The sequence below is a fragment of the Amycolatopsis sp. FDAARGOS 1241 genome (assembly GCF_016889705.1).
Taxonomy (GTDB): Bacteria; Actinomycetota; Actinomycetes; order Mycobacteriales; family Pseudonocardiaceae; genus Amycolatopsis.
On record NZ_CP069526.1, the window covers coordinates 6,660,283 to 6,673,030 of the forward strand.

At 71.1% G+C, this 12,748-nt stretch carries 10 protein-coding genes; 3 read left to right on the plus strand and 7 right to left on the minus strand.

Going from position 1 to position 12,748, the window contains the following annotated elements; translation table 11 throughout:
* Positions 1-3 precede the first annotated feature (3 nt).
* Together I6J71_RS32560 and I6J71_RS32565 are read right to left on the minus strand one after the other, a co-directional pair.
* On the minus strand, positions 4-456 hold the full coding sequence (locus tag I6J71_RS32560) for a roadblock/LC7 domain-containing protein (protein WP_204090346.1): 453 nt from the start codon (positions 454-456) through the stop codon (positions 4-6).
* Positions 453-4,946, minus strand: coding sequence for a nitrate- and nitrite sensing domain-containing protein (locus tag I6J71_RS32565; protein ID WP_239154055.1), 4,494 nt, complete (start codon positions 4,944-4,946; stop codon positions 453-455). Before I6J71_RS32565 ends, I6J71_RS32560 begins: the two co-directional genes overlap by 4 nt.
* Before the next feature lie 957 nt (positions 4,947-5,903).
* Here I6J71_RS32565 and I6J71_RS32570 point away from each other — a divergent pair.
* A complete protein-coding gene (locus I6J71_RS32570; RefSeq protein ID WP_204097348.1) occupies positions 5,904-6,332 on the plus strand; it encodes a DUF485 domain-containing protein in 429 nt (142 codons plus the stop codon).
* A complete protein-coding gene (locus I6J71_RS32575; protein ID WP_204090347.1) occupies positions 6,329-7,924 on the plus strand; it encodes a cation acetate symporter in 1,596 nt (531 codons plus the stop codon). Before I6J71_RS32570 ends, I6J71_RS32575 begins: the two co-directional genes overlap by 4 nt.
* A gap of 73 nt (positions 7,925-7,997) precedes the next feature.
* On the opposite strand, the gene I6J71_RS32580 is transcribed toward I6J71_RS32575, so the two are convergent.
* Entirely contained in the window at positions 7,998-8,561 is a 564-nt protein-coding gene (locus I6J71_RS32580; protein ID WP_204090348.1) for a TetR/AcrR family transcriptional regulator, read from the minus strand.
* Positions 8,562-8,810: 249 nt separating this feature from the next.
* Between I6J71_RS32580 and I6J71_RS32585 the strand changes: the two genes are divergently transcribed.
* Positions 8,811-10,163: an MFS transporter gene (locus I6J71_RS32585; protein ID WP_204097349.1), complete on the plus strand. Its 1,353-nt coding sequence runs from the start codon at positions 8,811-8,813 to the stop codon at positions 10,161-10,163.
* On the opposite strand, the gene I6J71_RS32590 is transcribed toward I6J71_RS32585, so the two are convergent.
* The 4 genes from I6J71_RS32590 to I6J71_RS32605 form a co-directional block, all read right to left on the minus strand.
* Positions 10,160-10,510 carry a DUF3817 domain-containing protein gene (locus tag I6J71_RS32590; RefSeq protein ID WP_204090349.1) on the minus strand — a complete coding sequence of 117 codons (351 nt, stop codon included), beginning with the start codon at positions 10,508-10,510 and terminating at the stop codon, positions 10,160-10,162. The two genes, I6J71_RS32585 and I6J71_RS32590, sit on opposite strands and share 4 nt — an antisense overlap.
* 36 nt (positions 10,511-10,546) lie before the next feature.
* Positions 10,547-10,963 (minus strand): hypothetical protein, encoded by a 417-nt coding sequence (locus tag I6J71_RS32595; RefSeq protein ID WP_370542003.1) that lies wholly within the window; start codon positions 10,961-10,963, stop codon positions 10,547-10,549.
* A gap of 115 nt (positions 10,964-11,078) precedes the next feature.
* Positions 11,079-11,960, minus strand: a complete 882-nt coding sequence (locus I6J71_RS32600; protein WP_204090350.1) for a lytic transglycosylase domain-containing protein — start codon at positions 11,958-11,960, stop codon at positions 11,079-11,081.
* 122 nt (positions 11,961-12,082) lie between these two features.
* The gene (locus I6J71_RS32605) at positions 12,083-12,565 is read right to left on the minus strand and encodes a helix-turn-helix transcriptional regulator (RefSeq protein WP_204090351.1); all 483 of its coding nucleotides are present in this window, start codon (positions 12,563-12,565) and stop codon (positions 12,083-12,085) included.
* Between the last annotated feature and the right edge of the window lie 183 nt (positions 12,566-12,748).

Genomic DNA, 12,748 nt, shown 5'->3' on the forward strand with positions numbered 1-12,748 from the left:
TTATCATCCCACCGGTTCGCCGATCAGCGACCCTCCCGCGCCTTGCAGTTGGGCGCGGAGTTCGGGCGTGAGGATTTGGCCGACGCGGTCCACGAGCATCGTCATCTCGTAGGCCACCTGGCCGATGTCGCAGTTCGGCGCCGCGAGGACCGCGAGGCACGAACCGTCGCTGATGGACATCAGGACCATGATGCCGAGTTCCATCTCGACCACGGTCTCGTTCACGGCGCCGGCCTCGAAGCAGCGGGCCGCGCCCTGCGTGAGGCTCACGAGGCCCGAAGCCACCGCCGCGAGCTGGTCCGCGCGGTCCAGCGGCAGGCGGTTGGAAGCCGTGAGGAGGAGCCCGTCGGCCGACACCACGACGGCGTGCGCCACACCCGGGACTCGCTCGGCGAAGTCGTTCACCAGCCAGCCGAACTGGTTCTGTTGCGGCTGTGCCGTATTCGGCGAGGTCATTCACCCTCCAGTTTTTCGTGGTTGGTCTCGGCGGCCTGCGCAGTGCGGTGTCGGCCGCGCTGGATGCCCTGCTGGAAACTGCTCAGGCGGCCACGCACGTCGTGCGCGTCGCGGGTCGGACGGGGGTTCGCCGCGCCGGAGGGCGGCGGGGCGCTGCCGGGGAGGAGCTGTTCCCCTCGGCGGCGCCGGGGCAATCCTGCCGAAGTGAACGAAGTGGGCGTCGACTGGGACACCGATTGGACGGTCCGCCACCCCTCGTCGGACCCGAAAGACCAGTCCGCGGAGGGTGTCGCGGTGGGTTGCGGGGCCGCGGGGGGTGTCGCGGTGGGCTTCGAGGCCGCGGGGGATGTCGCGGTGGGCTTCGAGGCCGCGGCGGCCGCTTCCAGGTTCGCGACGGCGGCGGGCACCTGATTCGGGTCCACGGCCCGCGGGCCGGGTGGCAGGTTCGTGGCCGCCGGGCGCCGCGTGGGCAGCGCGTCGGGCTTGGCCGGCCGCGCGGGGTCGGGACGGCGTGAGGGCAGCGCTCCCGGCCGCGCGGTGGTGCCGTTGCCGTTGCCATCGGCCGGCGGCGCCCACACCCCCTGCGGGTCGAACGCCGGCGGCACCTGCTGGTCGGCGACCGGTCCCGGCGACGCGGTGCGGAACGCGCCCGCCACCCCCGACCGGTCCGCAGTGGCCTGGTCATCTTGGCCGGCCGTCCCCGCGTCCTGCGCGGTGCGGAACACGTTCCCCATGCCGGACTGCTCCGTCGCCGGCTGCTGCCGGGCGGGAGCTTCGCCGCCCTGCGGCGCGAACGCCGACGGCGCCTCGGCGTCGAAGGAGCCCGCCGCGCGCTGCCGGTCGGCCTGCGGTTCCTCGCCCTGCGGCGCGAAGGCCGAGGGCGCCTGCCCGGCAGGAGCCGAACCGAACGGACCCGTGACACCCGGCCGGCCGGCCGGGGCATCCCCGCCCTGCGGCGCGAAGGCCGACGGCGTACCACCGAAGGCACTGGCCACACCGGACTGGTCCGCCGGAGTTTCACTGCCCTGCGGCGCGAAGGCCGACGGCGACTGCTCGGCAGGAGCCGAACCGAACGGACCCGCCACACCGGACTGGCCGGCCGGGACCTCTCCGCTCTGCCGCGGGAACGGCGACGGCACCCGCCTGGACCGTGGCGAACCGAACGGACTGCCCACACCGGACCGGTCCGCCGGGACGTTCCCGCTCCGCGGCGCGAACGGCGACGGCGGTTGCTGCGCCGGAGCCGAATTCGCCGCAGCAGAGCCGAACGGCTCTCCCGCGGGTGCGGAGCCCGGGGCGGTGTCCTGGCGCGGCTGGGGGTCCGCTTCGAAGATGCCCGTCGCGGAGCCGTGCTGCGGGGCGATCCCCGCGTCGGCCTCCTGCGGTGGGCCCTGCAGGCGGTCGAGCGCTTCGGCGCCCAGGCCCTGCGGCGCCGCCGGGTCGATCATGCCGTCGCGAACGTCCTGACGACCGCGGTTCACCCCACGCTGGAAGCTGGTCAGGCGGCCGCGGACGTCGACGGGGTCGCGCGCCGGCAGGGCCGGCTTGGCGGCCTCGGCGGCCGGCGCCTGTTCCGGCGTCGCGCTGCCCGGCATGAGCTGCTCGCCGCGACGGCGGCGCGGCAGCCCCGCCTTGGTGAACGCGGTGGGCTCGACCTGCGACGCGGCCTGGACGGTGCGCCAGTTCTCGTCGCTCGCGAAGTCCCAGTCGCGCTCGCCCTGCTCCGGCGTGGTCTCCGGCGCGACACCCGGCTGCGCCTCGGCCGGCGCCGCCGGCTGCTCGCCCACCTTCGCGGCGGAGGTGTCCGCATCGGACTCTTCCGGGCCGGCCTTGTCACCGGACTCGTCACCGGTTTTGTCGGCGGCCTTGTCACCGGCCTTCTCACCAGGCTCGTCACGGGACTTGTCCGAACCGGACTTGTCCTCGGCGGACGGAGCCGGTGACCGGAACCAGGCCGAGAGCATCTCGTCGAAGATCGGCGTGTTCTCGATCGTGATCTCGTTCGCGGACGGCGGCGGAACCTCCGGCACCTTCTGCGCGGCTTCGTTCCACCACTCGCTCAGCGTGGTGGCGTTGGCGGAGAACAGGTCCTTGCCCGAGGGCAGGTTGCCCTGGCGCTCGGGGACCGGCGCCTCGCCCCGCGGCTCGGGCTGGGGCTCGGGCCGCGGCGGCGGTACGTCCACGATCTGCGGCAGCTGGGGCACCGGCGGCGGCGCGTCGTCGCGCGGGATCGGGCTGAACAACGCGGTGCCGGAGATCTCGAGGTCCGACGGCGGGCGCACGCCCGGGTCGACGGCGTGCCCGTTGGCGTACCCGGCGAGATCGCTGGCCGAGGGCCACAGCTGCTGTTCGTCGGCGCCGGCGATCGGCTGCTGCGGCACCGCCGGAGCCGGCCGCGCCGAACCGTTCACCGGGCGCTGGCGCCGAGGCAGTCCGCCGGGATTCACGGGCGGCGCGGTCACGCTGCTGAGCGGACCGGCCTTCGGCGCGTTGTCCACCGCGGCACCGGTGATGACCAGCTCCGGCGGAACCACGACGGTGGCCCGCACACCCACGATGTCCTTGCCACCGTGCAGCGAAACGCCGATGCGGTGGCGCCCGGCGAGGCGGCCGACCACGAACAGGCCCATCCGGCGCGACGTCGCGAGGTCGACCGAGCCGGCTTCGGTGAGGCGGCCGTTGGCTTCGACCACCTCGTACTCGTTCATGCCGATGCCCTTGTCGAGGATGTCGACGTTGAGCGAACCGTCCTCGGCCAGGCGCGTCGCCACGGTCACCTGCGTCTCCGGCGCGGAGAACGCGGTCGCGTTGTCGAGCAGCTCCGCGATCAGGCGCTGGACGTCGCTCGAGGCGAAGCCGACGATCTTCACCGCCGGCGGCTGCTGTACCGAAACCCGCTGGTACTGCTCGATCTCCGACACGGCGGCGCGCAGCACGTCGTGCGCCGACACCGGCATGCCGGAGCGGCGCCCCGGCTCGGCGCCGGAGAGGACCATCAGGTTCTCGTTGTTGCGCCGCATCCGGGTGGCGAGGTGGTCGAGCTGGAACAGCGTCGCGAGCTGGTCGGCGTCCTCCTCGTCGCGCTCCAGCCGCTCGATCAGCTGCAGCTGCCGCTGCACGAGGCTCTGGCTGCGGCGCGAGAGGTTGACGAACACGCTCGAGTAACCGGCGCGCATCGCGGCCTGTTCGGTCGCGAGCTTCAGCACCTGGCTGTGCACCTTCTCGAACGCCCGGGCCACCTCGCCGATTTCGTCCTTCGCCCGCACGGGCACCGGGTCGACCTCGACGCTCTGCGCGCGGCCCTCCTGGATGTTGCGGACGGCGTCGGGCAGGTCCTTCTCGGCGACGTCGAGCGCACTGCGCCGCAGAGTCCGCAGCGACCGCAGGATCTGGCGCGCGATGAGAAACACGACGGCCGCCGCGGCGACCATGGCGGCGAACAGCAGCACGGCGAGCAGGCCGGCGCTGCTGCTGGCGTCCTCGACCAGCGCGGCCGACGCGTCGGTGGCGTCGGCGCTCATCCGGTCGGCGACCTCGGTGAGCTGGCCGACCACGGCGTCGGAGGAGGAGTTCCACTCCTGCGCCGGGATCCGGCGGAGCGCCTGGTCGCTGGACAGGCCCTGCTCACCGAGAACCATGCCGGTCATGCGCTTGCGGTCGTAGGACGTGTCGGGCTTGATCGTGCTGTCGAAGTCCTGGCGCTGCGGCGCAGTGGCCGCGGCGTTGAAGTCGTCGATCCGGTCGTCGTAGCGGAGTTCGGCGTCGCGGACGTCGCTCAGCTGCTGCGCGGTCAGAGTGCGATTGGCGATGCCGTAGTTCACCAGCGCCTGGCTGACCGACACCTGTTCCTTGGCGGCTTCGAGGTCGTGCAGCGCGCTCGGCGTGCCGCCCAGCGCGTCGGCGCTCGCGCCCGCGGCGACCGCGGTGTCGGCGCCGATCAGGGCCCCGGTGACGGCGTTGTAGTCGCCCACCGCCTCGGCGGCGTCGAGCAGGCCGGCCCCGACCTGCTGGCGGATCACGGCGATCTCGTTGACCTGCGCGGTGGCCGAGTTCACCGCACCGGACACACTGGACTCGGAGCCGCCCAGGCGATTGGCCGCGGTCAGGAACGGCTCGACGGCGGCGTCGGTCGCGGCGCGGGCCGCCTTGAGCTCGGGCGTGACGCCGGCGGCGCCCTCCGTCAGCTGCGCCGCGGTGAGCGTGCGTTCCTTCTGCAGGCCGTCGGTGAGCTTGCGCAGCTGGGTGCTCAGCCTGACGAGCTGGTCGATCCGCTCGTAGTCGTCCGAGCGGCTGACCTGGCCGACGATCGCGGTGACGCCCAGCACCAGCGCGAGGACGATGGGGACCAGCGTCACCGCCGAGAGCTTGACCGGAATGCTCCAGTCCCGCCAGCGCAGCGCCGCGCGCCAGCTCGCGGCCCGGCTCGGCCGCCGAGGCGGCCGGCCGAGCAGCTTCTCAACAGGCACCTGGCCTTCTCCTGCAACGGTCACGAAAGTGACTCCCTGTCCCGCGTCGTGGCTGCCCGTGGGCGGTGTCCGGTGCTCCCGGAACGGTCCACGGCATTCCGCCGACCCGCGCGATCGACCCCACTGGGGCACGACTGTGCAGACTCGTCACCGTGTTCTCCGGCGTGCTGCTTCCCGGGACTTTGCACGTGCACGGGGCAACTTGCGTACTGCACGGCGGTGGTCGAGGTCAACTTGTCTGTGCCTATCGATCGCTGCGGTCAGCTGGGCCAAAGAATCGTACACCAATGTCCGCCGAGCTTATTGTCTTCGGCTTCGCGTCGTTGACCTGGGAAAAGTCGATTCGGCCCAGGCCGGGAGCCCGGGATTCGACCCACCCCGGGCCCGAAGAGGGAATTCCGGTTACCGGTTGCTCCGGGTCGCGCCGCCGAGCAGTCACCCGATCAGCCCACGGAGGGTAGTCAAATCCCTCGGAGGACCTACGCTCCGTGCCCCCATCGGGTGGGCTAGACCTCAAGTTGAACCCGATGTTGTGGTCCGGCAGCGACTCACCGCTCGAAGCGGTGATTTCTTTCAGCATCCGCCACCGGCCTGCGAATCCCCGCCTCGCCCCTCAGCCGAGCGACGCGAGGCCCCGGCGACCACCCCGCAGTTCGGCTACCGGGCGTCACAACATTCGTCGGATCATTGTTCGTGGCTCAACCATTTGCCGCAGTGTTCCTCAGCTGCGACAACGTGGCGTGACATTGACTCTCACTATTCCGAGTGATCTGTTCGTGATCTTCGCGAGGGTTCCCGTTTTCGTACATTTCCAGCCCGAAAACGAATTCCCGAGCCCCTTCCGCGGAACCGGCTTTTTCCCGTCCCGGACGCCGTCGTTACTATGGCCGCCTCCCAGTCCGCAAGGGCAGACCGGGTGCCACTCGACCGAGGGGGCCCCAGGAGGGCCACCACCACGGACGCAAGTTGCCGGAGGCACTGATGCACAACGTCGCGCCCACCCCCGCGACGGGAACCCCGCAAGAGGAGACCGGACAGCTGCCGGCCATGTTCGCCCGCGAGGGCGCGGAGCCGGCCCGGACCACCCGGCGCGGTCCCGACTACGAACTGATCCAGCGCAGCCCCGAGTTCGGCGCGCTGCGCAGGCGGTTCCGCAGATTCGTCTTCCCGATGAGCGCCGGCTTCTTCATCTGGTACCTCACCTACGTCGTACTGGCCGCCTACGCGAACGACTTCATGAGCACCCGCGTGTTCGGCATGGTCAACGTCGGCATGCTGCTCGGCCTCGGACAGTTCCTGACCACGGCCCTGATCACCCTCGTCTACGTCCGCTTCGCCGATCGCGAGGTGGACCCGCGCGTTGCCGAACTGAGGCAACGGGCCGCCGTGACGGAAGGACCCCGCAAGTGACCAGCACCGCGCTCGCCGAAAGCGCGCCGGCCAGCAATCCGCTCGTGAACACGGGGGTGTTCGCGGTCTTCGTCGCCTTCACCCTGTTCGTGGTCTACCGGGCGGGCCACCGCGGCAAGAAGACCACATCCGACTACTACGCGGCCGACAGCGTCTTCACCGGGCGGCAGAACGGCGTCGCCCTGTCCGGCGATTTCCTCTCTGCCGCGTCGTTCCTCGGGATCGCGGGCGCCATCGCGATCCACGGCTACGACGGCTTTCTCTACTCGATCGGCTTCCTCGTCGCGTGGCTGGTCGACTTGCTGCTGATCGCGGAGCTGCTGCGCAACACCGGCCGCTTCACGATGGGCGACGTACTGAGCTTCCGCATGAAGCAGCGCCCGGTCCGCGCGGCGTCGGCGACCTCGACGCTCGTGATCTCGTTCTTCTACATGCTCGCGCAGATGGCGGGCGCCGGTGGTCTGGTCGCGCTGCTGCTCGACGTGCACTCGCGCCTCGGCCAGTCGCTCGTGATCGGCGTCGTCGGCCTGGTCATGGTCGTCTACGTACTGGTCGGCGGCATGAAGGGCACCACGTGGGTGCAGATCATCAAGGCCAGCATCCTGCTCGCCGCCGCGACGCTGATCACCGTGTTCCTGCTGGGCAAGTTCGGGTTCAACTTCTCCAACCTGCTCACCGCGGCCACCGACAGGAGCCCGATGGGTACGGCCCTGCTCGAGCCAGGCGGCTCGTACGGCGCCAACGGCACCACACGCCTGGACTTCGTGTCCCTGTCGCTGGCCCTGATTCTCGGCGTCGCCTCATTGCCCCACGTGCTGATGCGCTTCTACACCGTGCCGAACTCACGCGAGGCTCGGCGCTCGGTCGTCTGGGCCACCTCCTGCATGTTCGTGTTCTACCTGTGCACGCTGGTGATCGGCTTCGGCGCCGCGGCGCTCGTGGGCACGGACGAGATCAAGGCCGCTCCCGGCGGTGAGAACTCCGCGGCCCCGCTGCTGGCCCTGCACATCGGCGGCACGCTGCTGCTGGGCATCATCTCGGCGGTCGCGTTCGCGACGATCCTCGCCGTGGTCGCGGGCCTGACGATCACCGCGTCGGCCTCCTTCGCCCACGACGTCTACGCGAACATCTTCAAGCGCGGTAAGGCCGAACCGGCCGACGAGGTGCGGGTCGCCCGCCTGACCGCCCTGGTCGTCGGCGTCATGGCCATCCTCGGCGGCATTCTCGCCAACGGGCAGAACATCGCGTTCCTCGTGGCGCTCGCCCTGGCCGTCGCCGCGTCGGCCAACATGTCGACGATCCTGTACTCGCTGTTCTGGAAGCGGTTCAACACCACGGGCACGCTGTGGAGCATCTACGGCGGCCTCGCCGCGTGCGTCGTGCTCGTGTTCTTCTCCCCGGTCGTTTCGGGCGAAGCGGACTCGATCTTCACGAGCGTCGACTTCAGCTGGTTCCCGCTCAAGAACCCCGGACTGGTCTCCATCCCGTTCTCGTTCCTGTGCGGTTTCGCCGGCACGATGTTCGGCCGCAAGGAGGAGTCGACCAAGCACGCCGAGATGGAGGTCCGGTCCTTGACCGGCATCGGCTCCTGAACGAGCGGTGGTACTGAACTCGTACTGAACTAAAGGGGCGGGTCCGGAGTGGACCCGCCCCTTCTGTTCGCGCTCACCCGCGCAGGCCGTCGAGCATCACCTTCATCAAGCGGGCCTTGTCGTCTTCCGAGGCGTTCTTCGCGGCGGTGCCCAAGCCGTGGCCGAGGCGCAGGACATCGACGCCGGTGACGTCGGGGCGCAGCGCCCCCGTGGACTGCGCGCGGGTGACCAGGTCGCTGCACGCAGTGCGCAGGCGGGTCTGGCACCAGACGAACGTCTCGGAGCCCGAGTCGATCGACGCCTTGAGGGCGGCGGCCAGGCCGTGGCGCTCGATGACGTACTCGACCTGCTCCTCCAGCCACGCCTCGAGCGCTTCGAACGGTGGCAGCTCGCCGGCGAGCACCGCGGCGCGCGACGCGAGCTGGTCGATCTCGTCGCGGTAGACGGCTTCCACGAGCTTCTCGCGCGTCGGGAAGTGGCGGTACAACGTGCCGGCGCCGACGCCGGCGCGCTTGGCGATGTCGTCGAGCGGCACGTCGACGCCGTGTTCGGCGAAGGCTTCCTTCGCGATCGCCACGATGCGGTCGTAGTTCCGCTTCGCGTCCGCGCGCATCGGCCGCGTCGCTTCCGCCGTCATCGCCGCACCTCCTGGCAGCCGCTCCCCAGAAAACGGAGAGATTCTCCGAATTCCCTTGCGGAACCGGAGACGCTCTCCATATTATCGCAAACGCAAGCAAGTGGAGAGTTTCTCCACTTCAGTCGTTCCTCGCTGGGGAGTCCTCCTTTGACCGAGTTGACCGAGCAAGTCCCGTCGGCCGAGCCTAGGCCGAGAGCCCGGACCGCCGCGCCCGGCCTCGTCCTGGCAATCGTGCTGACGTGCCAGCTCATGCTCATGCTCGACGCCACCGTGATGAACGTGGCCCTGCCCCGCATCCAGTCCGACCTGGGCTTTTCCGCCACCGGCCTGTCGTGGGTGATGACCGGGTACAGCCTCGTGTTCGGCGGCCTGCTGCTGCTCGGCGGGCGTGCGGGCGACCTGTTCGGGCGGCGCCGGATGTTCGTGCTGGGCACGGCCGTGTTCACGCTGGCGTCGCTGGCCGGCGGGCTGAGCACGTCGGCCGCGGTGCTGATCGCCGCGCGTGTGGCGCAGGGCGTCGGCGCCGCCATGGCGGGGCCGAGCACGATCGCGCTCATCACCACCACCTTCACCGAAGCCAAGGCCCGCGTCCGCGCGCTGTCGCTGTTCTCCGCCGTCGCCAGCGGCGGGTTCGCGATCGGGCTGATCGTGGGTGGTCTGCTCACCGAGTGGATCTCGTGGCGGGCCGCGCTGTTCATCAACGTGCCGTTCGGCCTGGCCATCGCCGTGCTCGCACCGCGGTTCGTGCCCGCGCCCGCGCGGCGGACAGCGCACCTTGACGTGCCGGGCGCCGTGCTCGGCACGCTCGGCGTCGCTTCGCTCGTGCTGGCCTTCACCCACGCCGCTTCGGACGGCTGGGGCGCACCGCTCACGCTCGGCGCGCTGACGGCAGGCGTGGTGCTGCTGATCGCGTTCGTGGTACTGGAGCGACGGGTGGCCCACCCGCTGGTGCCGCTGTGGCTCTTCGCCGAACGCAACCGCGCCGCGGCCTACGCGAGCTTCTTCCTCGGGCCGATGGCGATGATGTCGATGTTCTTCTTCCTGACGCAGTTCCTGCAGGACGTGCGCCACTTCGCCGCGCTGGCCACCGGGTTCGCGTTCCTGCCGATGGCCGCGTCGATCTTCACGCTCAGCCGGCTCGTGCCACGCCTGCTCGCGCGGTTCGGGCCGAAGCCGCTCGCCGTCACGGGCACCGTGCTGATGGTGTCCGGGGTCGCGTGGCTCTCGGCGCTCACGCCGGACAGCGGTTACGTCGCTTCGCTGCTCGGTCCCCTGCTGCTCATGGGCATCGGCGGCGGGCTGGCGTTCTCGCCGCTCAACGTGATCATCATGTCGACCGTCCCCGCCGAGGACGCGGGCGCCGCCGGCGGCGTGCTGCAGACGATGCAACAGGTCGGCAGCACGCTCGGGCTCGGGATCCTGGTGACCGTCTTCGGCGCCGCGACGCGCTCGGCCGCGGCGTCCGGCGCCACTGGAACCCCGCTGCTGGTCGACGGGATGACCGCCGCGTTCCTGGCGGCCGGCGGGCTCGCCGCGCTCACCGTCGGGGTCGCGCTGACCTTCCGCCGCCGAGCCACGGCCGCTGAGAACACACCGGCTTAGAAGATGTCCTTGCCTGCGTGCACGCGGTGCGTCACCCGGCGTTCGACGATGAACGAGACGAACGGGACACACCCGGCCAGCAGCACGAGGATCGTGCTCTTGATCGACCAGCGGGCCTTGATCGCCAGGTCGATGCTGCACGCCAGGTAGATCATGTAGAGGACACCGTGGATGGGCGAGTACACGGCCGCGGGCTTCGCGTTGCCGAAGCCGTACTCGATGACCATCGTCGCGCACAGCACGAGCAGGCCGACACCGGTGATGTACGCGGTGGCGCGGAAGCGCGTCAGAGCGCCGCCGATGCGGGCCGGGCGGGTCTGGGCGGCACCGTCGGTGCTCGTGGTCATGGAATCGTCCTCACTTCCGGGCTTGCTCAGGACTGCTCAGGACTGCTGGTCGCGGGCGTGCAGCTCGCGCAAGTAGCGGTTGTATGCGGCGAGCTCGGCATCCTCGCCCTCGGCCGCCGCCGGCGCGGGTGCGGGCCGCGGCGGGGTCGCCGGCCTCGGGGCGGGCACGGTCACCTCGGCCGGCTCGGCCCGGGGCGCCTCCCCGCAGTTCTGCTCGGCCTGCTCGCGTTCGCGCAGCTTCTTGATCCGCCAGAACATGAACGCCGGGAACAGCCCGAACAGCGGCCACTGCAGCACGTAGCCCAGGTTCTGGAACGTGCCGCTCGCCGACATGAACCGGTCCCACTGCCACCACGCCAGCCCACAGCACAGCGCGAGGCTCACGACGCACGTCGCGACGATCGTGAGCCGGCGCCCGAGCGGGGACGCGGCCGGGCCGGAGTTCGCTGGCACAGAGCTGACGCTAGCACTGGGAATGAGTCCCGAAGCGGAGAGGCGCACCCGCACGTGGCCCGGCTCTCAGCCGGTGACCTCGCAGTTCGCACGGATTTCACACCGCGCGGGGCGCTCAGCCGGCTTGCACGGCCCGGGCCGACTTCGCGTAGCCGTCCGCGAGCCCGAACACCTTCTGCGCGTATTCGGTCGAGTTGTTGTACGACAGGATGCCGGACCACCAGCCGGACGCGGTGGCCATGTCGCGCCCGCCCGCGCACAGGTAGCGACCGGCGGCCAGCGCCGCGTCGTCGATCTGCTGGGGATCGCCGAGGCCGTCGCCGTTGCCGTCGGCGGCCCACTTGCGCCACGTGCCCGGGATGAACTGCATCGGGCCCACCGCGCGGTCCGTCACCGGGTCGCCGTCGAACCGGCCGCCGTCGGTGTCGCCGATCGCCCGCACACCCGTGGAACCGTCGAGCGGGACGCCGATGATCGGCTTGGACGGGCGCCCGTCGGCTTCGAGCACAGCGCCGCCGTACTGGCCGTGGTTCGACTCGATGCGGCCGATACCCGCGAGCGTGGCCCACGAGACCTTGCAGCCGGGGTCGGCCGAGCGCATCGCGAGCTCCGCGTTGCCGTACGCGTGCAGAGCCCGGGCGGGGATTCCCGTGACAGCAGCGACCTTGCGTGCCCAGTCGTCGAGCGGATCACCGGACGACCGGGCCGACTGCGGCGTGGTCTGCTGATCGGCTCCGCCCGCGACGACGGCGTTCACCGGGGCGGCCGAACCGGGTCGGACGTCGGCGGCTTTGACGCTCAGCGCCGGGATGTCCGTGGTCGTCGGGCTCGCGACCGGAGCCGACGCCCGCGTGATGAACCAGATCCCGCCGCCGGCCACCGCGAGGACCACCACGACCACCGCGAGCCGCACCGCCAGCGCTGTTCCCGCGTGGGAGCGGCGGACCGGCGCGGCGGGCGCCGCGGTCTGGTCCTCGGTCTGTTCGGTAGCGGGCACGGACTGCGGTCCTCCAGCGTGGCGGTCGGTCCCTCACACAACGAGCCCGCGCAGGTTAGCGTTACGCGAAGCTCGGGATCGGTGCCGCCACGCCGGTTCACCCGGCCGTGTAACGGGATCCGTCAGGCGGACTTCTGCTGCCGCGCGAGACGCGCGACGCACCACGCCGGCGCGCTGCCGCGCCGCAGGTGCTGGAGAACAGTCATCGGGCCGAGCCGGCGGGACAGGTCCGAGGGCGACAGGCCCGCCGCACGGTAGTCGAGGGCGCGCTGGTCGAGCGGGCTGATGCCGGCGTCCCACCACAGTTCGGCCTCGGCGACGTCGCCGACCATCTGCCACCAGCCGGCGGCGGCCACGAGCAGCTCTTCGGGGACTTCGGGCAACCGCACGCGCATGGCGGCGAGGTAACCGGGGTCCGCGGCGTCGACGGGCGCCCAGCGCGACGGACCGGACCGGGCGCGCTGGCCGGGGATACCGGGCGGAGCCTGGGGCGCGTCGGCCAGCCAGGCGGACGTGATCCGGTTGACCTCCTGCTCCTCGGCCGTCTGCTCGCGCTCATCGGCCCACTGCCGGATCAACGCGTCCACTCCGGGATCTCCGGTCATCCCTGCCTCCTCATTGGTCCCCGACGGGCCGGCCCTGACGCCTGCCCCGTTGCGCGTCCACGACTTGCACCCAACCGGCGTGACCGTGCGGAAAACCCCGCTGTGGCCCGGTTCCCGGGGGACCGGAGAACCGGCTGATCACGCAATGTGAGCACCGTAGGGCCGAGGCTGGTTTCTCCGCCA